Source organism: Undibacterium hunanense (genome assembly GCF_014284335.1).
In the GTDB taxonomy this organism is placed as follows: Bacteria; Pseudomonadota; Gammaproteobacteria; order Burkholderiales; family Burkholderiaceae_D; genus Undibacterium; species Undibacterium hunanense.
The window spans coordinates 1-13,855 of the sequence record NZ_JACOGF010000012.1 but is presented as its reverse complement, the minus strand read 5'-3'; the positions used below and the strand labels follow the sequence as shown (position 1 = coordinate 13,855).

Genomic DNA, 13,855 nt, shown 5'->3' with positions numbered 1-13,855 from the left:
ATTTTGCTATTTTTGCTTGATAATTTACTTGATAAGTTTTTCCAGATCCTTCAGGGAACTGGTATATGTTTGCAAACGATCAAGCTGACGAATGACGGAGATTTGTTTTCTCGCCTCTTCGTTCAAATTTAGATTCACGAGGATGATAGCAAGGTTCATTTGTGCGTCTATATCAGTGGGTTCCCGTGCTGCGGCTTCTCGCGCGGCTCGCAAGGCGGCAGTCTGATCTTGTCTGATTTGCAGCAAATAATCGCTCCAGGCAAACAGCAATTGCGTTTTTGTTCTGCCTGACAATGTCGGATTTTTGAATGCCGCCTCAAACAGTTGTCCGACAACATCATCAATTCCCTGGCAGTTTTTGGCGATGGTGCACTGGCTTAATCTTGATAAAGAGTTTCCAGTATTGGTTGCAAAGGGGAGCTTAGTCAAGCGTTGCGTCAGAACTGTAATCCATGCAGTTTCAACAGGCATCGCTCGATTTGCATGTAATGAGATCAAACCCATGAGACCAAGTGTATCTGAAGAGGATAATTCGGCTGCGCGGACATAAAACTTGTACGCCTCACTGTAATACTCATCAGCTTCTATTTGATTCGTTGCTGGCAATGATGCATAAAATGTCGCGATATCCATATTGGCTCTGTGTGACATAGGGTGGTGCGCTACCTCTTTCAGTTTCATTTCTGCCACATCACCCCATTGTGCCGCTCTCAGATAGCTGATACTGCCCAGCATGAATAGAATAAAAATCGCCAACAAGCTGCGAATTTTCATGCTCTCGTTATGTTTTCCCGGTACAAACAGGTAAAACGTCAGGGCAAAAATCAGGCCGAAAGACGGTAAATAGTTCCTGTGTTCATGGATTAATTCCAGTGGAATGAAACTGGACTCCAGACTATGTCCTAGCAGGAAGAACAATATGCCATACGCCACTATCGGCAGGCGTTTATAGCCAGCAATGCCAGTTATTGCCAATCCCAATATTCCCAGGCAGGCAGGCAGGGTGGTGATGGGGTCCAACAAGTCTCTGGATATGGCGATATCGTCGTGATATAGCCCCAGCAGATTAATGTCCGGCACAAATATCAGACGGATATAGAACCAGACTATGCGCGCTTCCGTCAGCAATCGTTCAGCAAGGGTAAAGTCGCGTATCTTGTAGGTATCGCCCAGCCATTCCGGATGCCATGCTGTGTAAGCCAATATCACCAGCAAGGGCAGGGCCAGGGTGCAGGTATAAATCGTCTTCAGTAACTTTCTGGACAGAATGGGGGCATCAAAGCGAAAGAAAATAGATTCAGTCAAAAAAAGGAAAAGCGGCAACAAGGCCCCATTTTCCTTGCTGAAAATGGCCAGCGGGGTGAATACAAAGAAGGCAGCAAATACGTATAACCAGCCTTTGCTGTTGGCAGCCATCAGCAGGCGGCCATGAACATAAAAGATCAGTCCAAGAAAGCAAAACAGGCTGCTCAGGCTTGTCATGCGCTGTACTACATACAAAACGCTGGACAGATTCAATGGGTGCAACAACCAGGCTGCGGTGATACAGACGCTAACCCAGCCAGCGTTCGCAACCGGAATACTAAAGGCAAATTTTGTACGGTGTGCTTTTAGTAGCAAAAGGGCAAGAAAATAAATACAAATGCCGTTGAGCAAGTGAATGATCAGATTCGTGCGTTTGAATTGTGCTGGATTATTGTCCGCTACCAGATAATCCAGTGCAAAACTTAACATGCTGATGGGGCGGCCTAACATGCCGGCAATTCCTGACATTGCAGCCTGTTTTAAACCGGGCCAGTCCAGATTGTGTATATGTAGCTGATTATTCTCAATGATGTTGACGCTGTCATCAAACAGGAAGTAACCACTTAGTCCAGGTTGATAGACAAAAAATGTCAAAACCAGAACCAGCAATAGCGCAAACAATGGAATACGGTTTTTTGTCATCGATTTAAAAAAAGAAGGAGGTCTTAAGACCTCCTATTTTGCAGCAGAACTAAAGCTTTAGTTTATGCTTTAGGTAAATACTTTGATGGAACCGTGCCCGTAACTGTCCAACGTAAGGATCCAACACCACAGACGCCGTTATAGATAACTGTGCCTGAGCCCGCAGTTCCCAATTCAGGAATGGTGTCCATCGTCGCAGTGACCGTTACAGAGCTTGCTGTGCCGTTACTGACGGAAATTTTTTTGACATACTTGCCCGCAATAGATACGTCTGTAGGTATGCCAACTGCAGAATTACTTGTTGCAGTATTAAGTGTGCCGCTAGAACACATCACGCCAGCTACTTGCAAGGCCGGACTTACCAGATTACCTACCTCGGATACCTTTGATTTGACTGTGTAATCCTGATACACGGGGATCGCAACAGCGGCCAGAATGCCAATAATCGCAACCACGATCATCAATTCGATTAAAGTAAAGCCACGTTGGGCGTATTGTTTCGTCGTTAAATTTTTAGTCAGCTTTTTCATTTGGCAAATCCTTCATTGCTTGGAAATTTCTTGGGCTGGACAATGGTGATTGAATCGGCTTTTTGATTTTCCTCTCAATAGGAGGACCCAATATCTTATCAAGCCTTGGGCAACCATTTAGCAGGAACCGTGCCAGTAACTGCCCGATGTCACAGACACCGTTATAGATAACTGTGTCTGAACCCGCAGTTCCCAATTCAGGAATGCTGTCCATCGTTGCAGTAACCGTCACAGAGCTTGCTGTGCTGTTACTAACGGAAATTTTTTTGACGTACTTGCCTGTAATAGATAGGTCTGTAGGTATGCCAACTGCAGAACTGCTTGTTGCAGTATTAAATGTACTGATAGAACATATAACGCCAACTACTTGCAAGCAGGACTTACCAGATTACCTACTTCGGATACCTTTGATTTGACTATGTAATCCTGATACACGGGGATCGTAACAACGGCCAGAATGCCAATGATTGCAACCACGATCATTAATTCAATTAATGTAAAATCACGTTGCACATGTTGTTTTGCTGTTAAACGATTGATTTGAGTTTTCATGCATTGCATCTTATATTATTCTTGTTTGAATTATCAAAAAAGCAGCAACTGCACTTTAATTCTTGAAAGTGACAACTAAAAAAAAATAGGGAGATGCAAGCATCTCCCTATTTTTGTACCGTATCTTTAAGCTATTATGCTTTTGGAAGGTATTTGGAAGGAACAGTGCCAGATACTGTCCAACGCAGGGAACCTACACCGCAAATGCCAGTGTATGTAACTGTACCATTTGCAGCTGTGCCCAACTCAGGGATGGTGTCCATTGTTGCTGTGATAACGATTGAGGTAGAAGTTGCTGCGGTATTCACGCCAATTTTTTTGACATATTTACCAGCGATGGAAACGTCAGTTGGAATGCCCATTGTGGCATTGTCTGCTGCAGTTGACAGATTAGCACCAGAACACAATATACCAGCTTGAGCCAATGCTGGAGCGATCAAGTTACCAACTTCAGATACTTTGGACTTAACTGTGTAATCCTGGTAAGCAGGAATAGCAACAGCAGCCAGGATACCGATAATCGCAACAACGATCATCAATTCGATAAGGGTAAAACCCTTTTGCATAGTTTTCATGATAAATCCTTAAATTTGAAGTGAAACAAGGCTATTAAGTGCTGCACTCACCTATAAGCATGATATGTGCCAGCTTTTTTAAACGAGAAACTTCTGATCAAAATAAAGACAGTTCAGAAGCTGACTCAGGACAAGCAAGTTGCTTGCCAGCCATATTCTGGCATGGAGGCAATACAAGTAGTCGATTTTTTTACATCTGCTTACTTGCGCTGTCATTTTTTGTCAGTACAGGAAATGGCAGTGACAGAATTTGTTAGTTGACGATTTTTGTTGACCACTTTGGTCGGTGGTATGTTGATCGCCGTGCGATAATTTACTTGTCGTCAATATGAAAAGCAGATTGCTACATGGTTCCCAGCGTATTTTTGAAAGAAAAATCAACAATTGCAATTGTCGTTTTTGCTTTTTTGTTAATCTGCTCTTACGCCCATCCGTTTCATATCCATCCCTATCGTACTTATTATCATGACATTCTGAGCATACTGGGCCTGGTACTGGCTTTTGCATTTCTTGCAACTGAGAAAGCGCCGCGCCTGCAAGTGCCTGCCATCATTTATCTTTTCGTCAGTTTGCTGTGTCTGATTGCCGTGCAGTTTGTTGCGGGCCATCTTGAAAATGCGGCTGATGTCATTTTGCCTTTCATCTATATAGTTGCACTGATCGCGGCCATCAGTATGGGGGCGACCTGGGCGGCAAAAGAGGGCGGCGTGACATTGCTGTGCCAGGCTCTGGCTGCTGCTCACCTGTTTGCTGGTCTGCTGTCGGTGGTATTGCAAAGTATACAGTTATCCGGCCTGTATGCCTGGCCGTTCGTTATGTATATTGCGACGAACGCACAGCCTTTCATGCGGCCGTTTGCCAATGTGGCACAACCGAATCAATTGGCTTTGTTATTGTGTTTTGCCCTGGCTTCGGCCTTCTATTTATATAGGGCACGCAAGATGCCAGCCTGGCTGGCGACGCTGACAGTGATTTTTCTGCTGTGGGGATTGACGCTTACTCATTCCCGCATAGCCTGGGTGATCGTTCCAGCCTTTGTGCTGCTATGCGGTCTTGGCCGGCCGGCAATCACCGGAAATGCAATTGAACGACGCATCAGTCTGCTATTTTGTCTTGCCATGGCCTTGTTGTATGCAGGTATGGTGACGGCGTTGCCTTTTCTGGGGGACATCTTCGGGTTCAGTGGTGGCTCGATTGCCGAGCATGTAGGTGGACGTTCCGAGCGCATGGTCTTGTGGTCGCAAGCATGGCGAATGGCGGCAGAACATCCCTGGTTTGGTGTGGGCTGGTTTGGCTTTGGCTCAGAACAGGTCAGGATAGCGGCAGATCTGGCTTCCGGCACCTATGCCGAACATGCGCATAACCTGATCTTGAATTTTGCAGCAGAACTGGGCTGGCCTTATACCCTGATGTTTATGGTGACACTGGTATGGTGGTTTGTGCAGACTTGCGTCCGGCCAGCGCCCCACCTGGCGATACAGTTTGCCCGCCTGTGTTTTGTGGCTGTGATGGTGCACAGCATGGTTGAATTTCCTTTGTGGTATGCCTATGTATTGATACCGGTTGGTGTGCTGATGGGCATGGTGCACCAGATGCGCTGGCCGGCTGCTGGCGTGCGGGTGGCGCCAACTGCCTTGTCCGTGCCGGTGGCTGTGTCGCTGTTGTTGATGGTACTGATCAGTATGGATTTTCAGCGCGTCGTTGCCGGTTTTCATGCGCTGCGTGCCGAGCAGTCTGGCTACAGTGCACCACAGGCTCCCATGCAAAAGCCTGCGCTGACTTTTTTTCCGCAATTTTTTGAATATTTCACCCTGACCAGAATCAATCCCCGGGAAGGTATGTCAGCAGAAGAAATAGCCTATCTTGAAAAATGGGGAGCGCGATTCGGTTTCGTGCATATCATCAACAAACTGGCTGAAGCCTATGTATTGAATGGGCAAGCAAAAAAAGCGGAGCGCGCCATGCTGAGCCTGCAGCGCCTGCACCCAGGCGCCTATACGGAATACTGGGATTACTGGAAAGCCAAGTCGGCACAGGATGAGCGCTACCAGACAGTCTTTGTCACGATGCCACCGCGTGACGCACCTTGATGCCAAGAAAGGCTACGGTACTGCTGACAGGTTTCAAACGGCGGATTGCTTTTTAACCGTCAATCAGGCTGACCCAGTCGCCCGACTTGCCGCCATGTTTTTCCAGTACGCGTATATCGGTCATGACCATGCCCCGGTCAGTGGCTTTGCACATATCGTAAATTGTCAGCAGACCGACCTGGACGGCGGTCAGAGCTTCCATTTCAACACCGGTTTTACCAATTGTTTCAACCTGGGCCTGGCAACTGATCGTGGCTGTGGCTTCTTCAATGCTAAAATCAACAGTGACCCTGGTCAGCGCCAGAGGATGGCAGAGCGGAATCAGATCACTGGTGCGTTTGGCCGCCATGATGGCAGCGATGCGGGCGATACCCAGTACGTCTCCTTTTTTTGCGGTGCCTTGCTGGATGATGGACAGGGTTTCCGGTTTCATGCGGATTTTCCCGGCGGCAATGGCGCTGCGGTGACTGTCATTTTTGTTAGCGACGTCGACCATATGCGCTTGCCCGCTGGCATCAAAATGGCTCAGGCCCTGGTTTGTTGAATCGTTACTCATTATTGTGATAACAGGCAAAAAGTGAAGAGAAAAGAAAGCAATTCAGTGTCCAGGCATCATAGCATTGCGAATACAGTCCGACGCACATTTCGCCGGACTTCTTTATGCGCCGCCCTCCTGCTGATCAGCGGCTTGGCCAATGTTGGCATCGCGCCCGAACTGGCACATGCGCAAAACTTGCCTACCCTGGGCGATACGTCACGTGAAGAACTGTCGCCCCTGGCGGAACGCAAGCTGGGTGAGCAGATCATGAGCGTGGTGCGGCGTGATCCGGATTTCATGGATGATGCCCCCGTGTCAGAATATCTGAACCGCCTGGGTAACAAAATGCTGGAAACCCGCCCCGATGCACGTGGTGAAACATCATTCAATTTCGAGTTTTTTGCTGTTCGTGACCCTGTGCTGAATGCCTTTGCTTTTCCAGGTGGTTTTATCGGCTTTCATTCTGGTCTGATTCTGGCAGCGCAATCCGAATCAGAACTGGCTTCGGTTATGGGGCATGAAATTGGTCACGTGGCCCAGCGTCATATTGCCCGCATGTTGACTAGCCAGAAGGGGGATGCACTCATTCCGCTGGCCGCATTGGCACTGGCCGTGCTGGCCGCACGCTCCAGCCCGGATGCCGCCATGGCACTGGCGGCTGGTGGACAAGGCCTGGCGATACAGAAGCAGTTGAATTTCGGCCGTGATGCTGAACGCGAAGCCGATCGCGTCGGTTTCCAGATTCTACGTGATTCCGGTTTTGATCCTTCCGGCATGGTGAGCTTTTTTGGGCGCCTGCAAAATTCCACACGCAATTACACTGACAATGTGCCACCCTATTTGCGCAGCCATCCACTGACCAGTGAGCGTATTGCCGACATCCAGTCGCGCCTGGTAGACCAGCGCTATCGCCAGCACGCCGACAGTCTGGAATTTTTGCTGACCAAGGTCAGGGTGCGTGTCTTGCAGGACAGTAGCATTCAGGGCTTGATGGATGCCATTACCTATTTTGACGTACAAGCCAAATCCGGCAAGCTGGAAGACCAGATCACCGCCAAATATGGCCATGCCTTTGTTGCCTATAAACGACTGGATTACACGGCAGCAAGAACTCTGCTGGACCAGGCGCAGAAGATGGTCGAAAAGGATGCCCGATATAAAGACCTGCTAACGCAAAGCAATATGTTTGCCGATCTGTCCATCGACATCCTGATAGGCAGCCAGCAAACTGCTGCTGCCGTCAAAGAAGCGGAAAAAGCCATGCGTGAGCTACCTCTGTCACGCGGTGTGGCCCTGCAATATGCAGAAGCCTTGCTGGCCGATAAAAAAGAAGAACAGTCCGCCGCATTTTTGCGCGACCAGATTGTCCTGTACCGGCAAGAACCGCAACTGTATAGCCTGTTAGCCAAGGTCTACGACGCCCAGGGCAAGCAAGCCGCCCAGCATCTGGCCCTGGCTGAAGCCTATGGCATACAGAGTAATTGGGACGCCGCGCTGCAGCAACTGGAAATCGCCCGCCGCGACAAGGACGCCCAGTATTTTGAATTGTCCGTCATTGATGCGCGCGAGCGTGAATGGAAAGAAAAGCATAAGGATCAGATGGCGGATGAGAAAAAACGGCGCTGATGTCGTTGCAGTCGTTTATTTATATCAAGGTTTGCCAGCAGTATTTTCTGGTCTCGGCTTTTGCACAAACCCAAATTCCCGCATCAACTGATGTTCTTCGCAACGCTGCACGTCTATGCATAGCCCGTTTGCGCCAGGTGGGCGCAGTTGTAGCTGACCTGCGGCGTTGTTATCTTCCAGCCATGCCAACAGCGCTTCATCACTGATGACTTGCTGATCGAGGGTGAGCCAGGGCAGGCAGTTAGCCAGGTCACGGTCGTCGAGTTGGGCCAGCGTGTTGCCGCTACTGAGTTGCAATCTGCCTTGCGGGTCAAGGAAGGCCAGTTCGGGTGTGAAAGCCTGTTCGCCGTGTTGCAGGGCAAAGCTGCCCTGGGCGGTGGTGGTCGCGATGAAGGGCGTTGCTTCCAGATCGACATACACGCGTTGCGGGCCATTCTGAAAATACCAGCAGCCTTGTTCATTGCAGAGATAGTTGCGGACGATGAAGGCCAGCAGGGTGGGGTGGCGAATGATGTCGCCAGGCAGGTTCAGCGCCTGGCAACGTTCGTCACGCATGCGCCAGTTACCTCGCGCATCAAGGGCCAGCCATCCATAGCAATGCGGAACATCAGGCCATTTTGCCAGTGCTGCCTTGACGATCTCATCCATCAACTATTCGCCTCAAAGAAGTGCAGTATCTTTTGTGGTAACCAGTTCAAATGACCTGGCACATTGCCTGCCGCAAAACCGACATGGCCACCATGTGCAGGGTATTCCAGTGTCACGCATTGGGCTGCACGGGTAGGTAAATGTTGGGCCGGTAGGAAAGGGTCATTCCTGGCATTCAGTACCAGTGTCGGTACGGTGATGTCGTTGAGTATATGCTTGGCGCTGGCTCTATGCCAGTAATCATCGGTATCCAGATATCCATGCAGAGGGGCGGTAACGACGTTGTCGAATTCATACAGATCGCGGGCGTTGAGCATGGCATCTTTGTTGAACAGGCCGGGGAACTGGTCGAGCTTTTGCAGACACTTGGGTTTCAGGGTCTTCAGGAACATGCGTGTATAGACCATGTTGAAACCGCTGGACAGCGAAGCGCCGCCCTGCGCCAGATCAAGTGGGGCAGATACGGCGCAGGCTGCGCTGACGATATCTGCATGGTGTTGCGATTCGCCCAGCCAGCGTAACAGGGCATTGCCACCCAGTGATACACCCGCCGCATAAAACTTGCCGTTGGCATGTTGCTGGCGATATTGCTGGTACAGACGGTCTATGATCCAGCCTATTTCTTGCGCATCGCCAGAATGATAAAAGCGTGGTGCCTGGTTCAGTTCGCCAGAACAACCACGAAAATGCGGTATGGCCCCCGACCAGCCACGGTCACGCAGGGCTGCCATCATGGCACGCGCATAATGGCTGTCGCTGGAACCTTCCAGGCCATGAAACATCACCACGAAGGGTTTGCCCGGTTCACCATCCAGAAAATCAACATCCACAAAATCGTCATCCGGCGTGGTCCAGCGTTCACGTCGCAAGGCCGTGACGGGCTTGTTGATAAACACGGCCGGATAAATCGTTTGCAGATGGCCGCCGGGCAACCAGCGTGGTGACAGGTATTTCATGTAAGCCTATTTCATGTGACTCAATGCCGGTGGCGTATAAATCATTGCGGTTTAATGCAGAATGCTGGCCTTGAACATGTCCAGCGGTGCCTTGCCCGACGCAACCGACGCATGGTGCATGGTGATACGCCAGCCATGCGGGGTTTTGACATAGACATTGGTGGCAAGCACATGCACGTCCTGCTTGCTGTCACCGGTGCGCTGAAATTCTTCTATGATGCTGTGTACCGCAGTCAGCATATTGTGGGTGGCATGCAACTGCAAAGGACGAATGTTGACCTGACCACGTTCAAAGATGCTTTCCCATGAGCTGCGTATGGCAGCGTGACCGATCAGCCTGCCCGCACCCGGGTGGATACAGACGATTTCTTCATCTTCGGCCCACAGGGCCATCATGCCATCCAGATCGGCACGGCTAAGGGCATCATAAAAGGCAGCTTCGACATCATCTGCACTGCCATTCATTTGCGTTTTTGCGGGCATGATCTTAAAAAATCAATGCGCCTTGAGCACAACGCCCGGCGCCAGTTTGTATTGCGTGCCGCAATAGGAGCAGGTCGCCGTGCCGCCATGCGACAAATCCAGAAACACGCGCGGGTGAGATGACCACAGCGGCATGGCAGGATTGGGGCAGTGCGCCGGCAGATCCGTGGCTTGCAGTTCGACGATGTTGCTGGTGGTGCTGGCTGGTGTGGACATGGTGACTCCAGTAAATAAGGATGGTGCGGGAAGCCGCCGGGCCTGCTGTCAGGCAGCCTGCTTTCCCAAAATAGAAATTGCCACCGCGATTTTAACGGATTCTGGCCTTGCAGAGTGAGATTGCGTAGTCAGCGGGGCTGAATTGGCGATTTGTCAAATTGAGAATGCTTGTCAGAGCGCATCCCTGTTTATGAAATGAGTTCCAGTAATAGTTGTTTGTAAATGAACTTTGGCTGGCAGTCTTTGGCAAGCTTTTAGTTTCACCGCTACAATAGTGGACTTTTCCGCATTTCCTCTCTCCCCACATGTCATTCGATAGCGACAAGGCCGCATTCAAAGAAGGTTTGAAGGTGGGCGCACCTACCTGGTTTGGTATTGGTGCCTGGGGCCTGGTGGTTGGCATTGCCATGATCAAGGCTGGCCTGACATTGCCGCAGGCGCTGGGCATGAGCCTGCTGGTTTTCGCCGGATCAGCCCAACTGGCTTCATTGCCGCTGCTGGCGGCACATGCCCCGGCCTGGGTGATTTTTGCAACTGCCCTGGTGGTCAATCTGCGCTTCCTGATTTTTTCTGCCATTCTGGCACCGCATTTCTCGCACCTGCCGTGGCGTACCCGCGCCTGGCTGGGCTTTATGACTGGTGATATTGCCGTTGGCCTGTTTATGCAGCGTTACCCAGAATCTGGCGAGCAAAAAGGCAAGCTTGCTTATTTAAAAGCGCTCATTTTTCCTAACTGGTTGTCCTGGCAAGCAGGTTCCATCATCGGCATTCTCCTGGGTAGTCAGGTACCTGGCAGCTGGGGCCTGGGTTTTGCCGGTACGCTGGCCATACTCTGCATCATGCTGCCGCTGATCATGAATCGCGCTGCCTTTGCCGGTGTGGTAGTGGCCGGTATCTGTGCTTTGCTGGCGGTGAACTTGCCATACAAACTGGGTTTGTTGCTGGCAGTCTTGCTGGGCATGGGCACAGCGATGATGCTGGAAGAGTTTTTGGAAGGCAAAAAAACGGGCAATGATCAGGCTGGCAAGAACACTGGTGAGGAGTCAACATGAACGATTGGGAAGTCTGGCTGGTCATCGTCCTCTTGACCCTGGCAACTTTCATTGCACGCAGTGGTTTCTGGCTGGTCGGGCATCATATCAATTTGCCAAAACGGGTACAGGAGGCTTTGCGCTATGCGCCGGGTTGCGCCCTGGCTGCCATCATCGTGCCAGATCTGTTATTGACCAATGGCCAGGTAGAAATCGGCCTGAGCAACCCACGCCTGCTGGCGGGCTTGCTGGCAACCGCCTTCTTTTTGGTGCGCAAGAATATGTTGCAGACGATATTTTTTGGGATGGCGGTGTTTACTTATATTCGGTTGGGGTTGTGAGGCGGGGGCTTTGCTGGTGATCTGTATCGAAGTTTGAATCTACAATGGTCCTATACATTTAATATCGTCATTCCTGCGAAGGCAGGAATCTACCGGGCTGGCGCTCCAGTGGCGTTTGTTGTATGCCGTACTTTGATTAAAAGATTGCCCTTCGTGGATACAAGCCGGGTCTCGGCCCGGCGGCCGAAATACGTTCTTTGCTTCGCCAAAGAACGTATTCAAAGAAAGGCGACCGCAGACTTGCCCTACGGGTGCTTACGCTACGCTTCAGCATAATTTGTGCGTCCCAAAAAATGGGAAAGCTTCGAAACTCGCCTTCGGCTCAAACACGAAGCTTTCTGATCCATTTTCTGTGAAGCACAAATTACATCGTCCCAAGCGGATTAAGGTCAAAAACAACTACAACCCCACACCATCGCCAATCAACGGCACTCATAATATCGTCGCTCCAGCGAAGGCTGGAGCCCAGCGGCGTTTGTTGTATTGCCGTACTTTGGTTAAAAGATTGCTCTCCGTGGACACAAGCCGGGTCTCGGCCCGGCGGCCGAGATACTTTCTTTTGCTTCGCCAAAATAAAGTATCCAAAGAAAAGGCGACCGCAGACTCGCTCCCTGCGGGAGTGCCCATTTATGTAGCGCAAAAAATGGGAAGGTCCGCAACTCGCTTCGCTCAGGCATCGGACCTTCTTTTTCCATTTTCTGCACTACACAAATGGCTTCGTCCCAAGCGGATTAAGGTCAAAGGCAAGGTCAAAAGCAACAACAACCCCAACGTCAAAAACAACTGCAATGTCAAAAACAACTGCAATCCCCACACATCGTTAATTGACGGCACTCAAATAAATATGAATGAGGTTGTGTTGACGTTGGTTTTGACTTTTTTGCTGTTGCAGTTGTTTTTGACGTCAATCCGTTTGGGACGATGTAATTTGTGCGTCACAGAAAATGGATCAGAAAGCTTCGTGTTGGAGCCGAAGGCGAGTTTCGAAGCTTTCCCATTTTTTGTGATGCACAAATTATGCTGAAGCGTAGCGTAAGCACCCGCAGGGCGAGTCTGCGGTCGCCTTTCTTTGAATACGTTCTTTGGCGAAGCGGTGTGTGTCAAGGTAGTTGTCGCCTCAATTTAAATTAAGCAGCCTTCATGTATGCCTTTTCTTCTACACGAGCCTTCTCTGGATTGAGATAGACGCAGTCACTCAATGCCCAATTTCTTGTTTTTCCCGACCAGCGCAAAGGATTTTTCTGTCTGGCCAATTGATACACGCTTGCACGTTGTATCAGTAAAGTACTGGACTCACCACGATGCCTTTGTCTTGGTGTCAGGTATTTCAAAGCGCTGTGGCAATGCTCTTCGTTATACCATTCAACAAATTGCGTGACCCACAGACGTGCTTCTTCCAGAGTGTCAAATGGCCGTTCAGGCCATTGTGGACAATACTTGGCCGTTTTGAATAATGCTTCCGCATAGGCATTGTCATTGCTCACTCTGGGGCGGCTAAAGGAAGGTACCACTCCCAGGTCATACATCGCTGAGAGCATGTTGGCTCCTCTCATGGCAGTGCCATTGTCTGAGTGTAGTACCAGTGGCTTACCTGCTATCTGTTCCCGCAAACATCCACGCCATAGCAGATGGCTGGCATGTTCCGAGGATTCTTTCTCATGCACTTCATTGACCACCAGCTTGCGGCTGTAGATGTCTTTCATCATGTACCAGTAAAAGAATTGTCCTTTGACTGTAGTTGGTAACCAGGTAATGTCCCAGCACCAGACTTGATTCGGGCTACTTGCCTGATGGGTAGTCAGGGGGCGTTTCTGTGGGACCTTGCTTCTGCCCCGTCGTTGACCTTGCCCGGCAGCTTTCATGACGCGGTAAAAGCTTGATTCAGAGGCAAGATAGATACCTTGATCTGCCAGCTTGGGAACAATCTGGTGCGGTGTCAGGCTGGCATACTCAGGGAGGTTGGTGGTCATCAATAAAGCGGTTCGCTCTTCCTCACTAAGTTTATTGGCGGGTTCCGGATGAATGACATCGGGCCGTCTATCCTTGGGTGTGTGCCGCCAGCGCTGCACGGTACGTTCACTGAGTCCCAGCAGCTCGCAAGCCAGATGCTGGCGTGCACCAGCAATGACGGCTTCATCAATCAATTGCAGGGCATCAAGGCGATCCGGGGAGGCGATCATTCTTCCTTTACCACACCCCAAATCGCCGCGGCTTTTTTTCTTAACACCAATAATGCCTCCGACTCTGCCAGTTGATTCTCTCTCTTGATGAGCTTGCGTTCCAGTTCGTTGATTCGTCTGGTTTGGCTGGCACTAGGATGGG

At 50.2% G+C, this 13,855-nt stretch carries 16 protein-coding genes; 5 read left to right on the top strand and 11 right to left on the bottom strand.

Going from position 1 to position 13,855, the window contains the following annotated elements; translation table 11 throughout:
• Positions 1 to 24 precede the first annotated feature (24 nt).
• From H8L32_RS20505 to H8L32_RS20485, 5 genes are all read right to left on the bottom strand, one after another.
• Complete coding sequence (locus tag H8L32_RS20505) at positions 25 to 1,947, bottom strand: hypothetical protein (protein ID WP_186949128.1); 1,923 nt, start codon at positions 1,945 to 1,947, stop codon at positions 25 to 27.
• A gap of 62 nt (positions 1,948 to 2,009) precedes the next feature.
• Entirely contained in the window at positions 2,010 to 2,477 is a 468-nt protein-coding gene (locus tag H8L32_RS28030) for a pilin (protein ID WP_186949127.1), read from the bottom strand.
• Complete coding sequence (locus H8L32_RS20495) at positions 2,461 to 2,850, bottom strand: hypothetical protein (RefSeq protein WP_186949126.1); 390 nt, start codon at positions 2,848 to 2,850, stop codon at positions 2,461 to 2,463. The genes H8L32_RS28030 and H8L32_RS20495 overlap by 17 nt, the downstream gene beginning before the upstream one ends.
• Complete coding sequence (locus tag H8L32_RS20490; RefSeq protein WP_186949125.1) at positions 2,841 to 3,029, bottom strand: pilin; 189 nt, start codon at positions 3,027 to 3,029, stop codon at positions 2,841 to 2,843. Before H8L32_RS20490 ends, H8L32_RS20495 begins: the two co-directional genes overlap by 10 nt.
• Before the next feature lie 134 nt (positions 3,030 to 3,163).
• On the bottom strand, positions 3,164 to 3,595 hold the full coding sequence (locus H8L32_RS20485) for a pilin (RefSeq protein ID WP_408058957.1): 432 nt from the start codon (positions 3,593 to 3,595) through the stop codon (positions 3,164 to 3,166).
• A gap of 416 nt (positions 3,596 to 4,011) precedes the next feature.
• On the opposite strand from H8L32_RS20485, the gene H8L32_RS20480 reads away from it, so the two are divergent.
• Positions 4,012 to 5,694 (top strand): PglL family O-oligosaccharyltransferase, encoded by a 1,683-nt coding sequence (locus H8L32_RS20480; protein WP_186949123.1) that lies wholly within the window; start codon positions 4,012 to 4,014, stop codon positions 5,692 to 5,694.
• 52 nt (positions 5,695 to 5,746) lie between these two features.
• Here H8L32_RS20480 and moaC read toward each other — a convergent pair whose 3' ends face one another.
• The gene (gene moaC, locus H8L32_RS20475) at positions 5,747 to 6,250 is read right to left on the bottom strand and encodes a cyclic pyranopterin monophosphate synthase MoaC (RefSeq protein ID WP_186949122.1); all 504 of its coding nucleotides are present in this window, start codon (positions 6,248 to 6,250) and stop codon (positions 5,747 to 5,749) included.
• Positions 6,251 to 6,382: 132 nt separating this feature from the next.
• On the opposite strand from moaC, the gene H8L32_RS20470 reads away from it, so the two are divergent.
• Positions 6,383 to 7,858, top strand: a complete 1,476-nt coding sequence (locus H8L32_RS20470) for a M48 family metallopeptidase (RefSeq protein WP_329605210.1) — start codon at positions 6,383 to 6,385, stop codon at positions 7,856 to 7,858.
• Positions 7,859 to 7,882: 24 nt separating this feature from the next.
• On the opposite strand, the gene H8L32_RS20465 is transcribed toward H8L32_RS20470, so the two are convergent.
• From H8L32_RS20465 to H8L32_RS20450, 4 genes are read right to left on the bottom strand one after another with little or no spacing between them, the layout of a single operon-like run.
• Positions 7,883 to 8,506 (bottom strand): DUF2946 family protein, encoded by a 624-nt coding sequence (locus H8L32_RS20465; RefSeq protein WP_186949120.1) that lies wholly within the window; start codon positions 8,504 to 8,506, stop codon positions 7,883 to 7,885.
• Positions 8,506 to 9,462 carry a YheT family hydrolase gene (locus tag H8L32_RS20460; protein ID WP_186949119.1) on the bottom strand — a complete coding sequence of 319 codons (957 nt, stop codon included), beginning with the start codon at positions 9,460 to 9,462 and terminating at the stop codon, positions 8,506 to 8,508. The genes H8L32_RS20465 and H8L32_RS20460 overlap by 1 nt, the downstream gene beginning before the upstream one ends.
• Before the next feature lie 51 nt (positions 9,463 to 9,513).
• On the bottom strand, positions 9,514 to 9,945 hold the full coding sequence (locus H8L32_RS20455) for a YybH family protein (RefSeq protein ID WP_186949118.1): 432 nt from the start codon (positions 9,943 to 9,945) through the stop codon (positions 9,514 to 9,516).
• Positions 9,946 to 9,957: 12 nt separating this feature from the next.
• Positions 9,958 to 10,161 (bottom strand): zinc-finger domain-containing protein, encoded by a 204-nt coding sequence (locus H8L32_RS20450; RefSeq protein ID WP_186949117.1) that lies wholly within the window; start codon positions 10,159 to 10,161, stop codon positions 9,958 to 9,960.
• 305 nt (positions 10,162 to 10,466) lie between these two features.
• Here H8L32_RS20450 and H8L32_RS20445 point away from each other — a divergent pair, with 305 nt between their 5' ends.
• From H8L32_RS20445 to H8L32_RS20435, 3 genes are all read left to right on the top strand, one after another.
• Positions 10,467 to 11,213 (top strand): AzlC family ABC transporter permease, encoded by a 747-nt coding sequence (locus H8L32_RS20445; protein WP_186949116.1) that lies wholly within the window; start codon positions 10,467 to 10,469, stop codon positions 11,211 to 11,213.
• Complete coding sequence (locus tag H8L32_RS20440) at positions 11,210 to 11,533, top strand: AzlD domain-containing protein (RefSeq protein WP_186949115.1); 324 nt, start codon at positions 11,210 to 11,212, stop codon at positions 11,531 to 11,533. Before H8L32_RS20445 ends, H8L32_RS20440 begins: the two co-directional genes overlap by 4 nt.
• A gap of 352 nt (positions 11,534 to 11,885) precedes the next feature.
• Positions 11,886 to 12,557 (top strand): hypothetical protein, encoded by a 672-nt coding sequence (locus tag H8L32_RS20435; RefSeq protein ID WP_186949114.1) that lies wholly within the window; start codon positions 11,886 to 11,888, stop codon positions 12,555 to 12,557.
• Positions 12,558 to 12,660: 103 nt separating this feature from the next.
• On the opposite strand, the gene H8L32_RS20430 is transcribed toward H8L32_RS20435, so the two are convergent.
• Entirely contained in the window at positions 12,661 to 13,734 is a 1,074-nt protein-coding gene (locus H8L32_RS20430; RefSeq protein WP_268977646.1) for an IS3 family transposase, read from the bottom strand.
• Between the last annotated feature and the right edge of the window lie 121 nt (positions 13,735 to 13,855).

Excerpts from the sequence above, each read along its gene's own strand:
- H8L32_RS20450 (WP_186949117.1), bottom strand. The coding sequence starts at position 10,161 with ATGTCCACACCAGCCAGCACCACCAGCAACATCGTCGAACTGCAAGCC.
- H8L32_RS20485 (WP_408058957.1), bottom strand. The coding sequence starts at position 3,595 with ATGCAAAAGGGTTTTACCCTTATCGAATTGATGATCGTTGTTGCGATT.
- H8L32_RS20460 (WP_186949119.1), bottom strand. The coding sequence starts at position 9,462 with ATGAAATACCTGTCACCACGCTGGTTGCCCGGCGGCCATCTGCAAACG.
- H8L32_RS28030 (WP_186949127.1), bottom strand. The coding sequence starts at position 2,477 with ATGAAAAAGCTGACTAAAAATTTAACGACGAAACAATACGCCCAACGT.
- H8L32_RS20455 (WP_186949118.1), bottom strand. The coding sequence starts at position 9,945 with ATGCCCGCAAAAACGCAAATGAATGGCAGTGCAGATGATGTCGAAGCT.
- H8L32_RS20465 (WP_186949120.1), bottom strand. The coding sequence starts at position 8,506 with ATGGATGAGATCGTCAAGGCAGCACTGGCAAAATGGCCTGATGTTCCG.
- H8L32_RS20445 (WP_186949116.1), top strand. The coding sequence starts at position 10,467 with ATGTCATTCGATAGCGACAAGGCCGCATTCAAAGAAGGTTTGAAGGTG.
- H8L32_RS20505 (WP_186949128.1), bottom strand. The coding sequence starts at position 1,947 with ATGACAAAAAACCGTATTCCATTGTTTGCGCTATTGCTGGTTCTGGTT.
- moaC (WP_186949122.1), bottom strand. The coding sequence starts at position 6,250 with ATGAGTAACGATTCAACAAACCAGGGCCTGAGCCATTTTGATGCCAGC.
- H8L32_RS20440 (WP_186949115.1), top strand. The coding sequence starts at position 11,210 with ATGAACGATTGGGAAGTCTGGCTGGTCATCGTCCTCTTGACCCTGGCA.
- H8L32_RS20490 (WP_186949125.1), bottom strand. The coding sequence starts at position 3,029 with ATGAAAACTCAAATCAATCGTTTAACAGCAAAACAACATGTGCAACGT.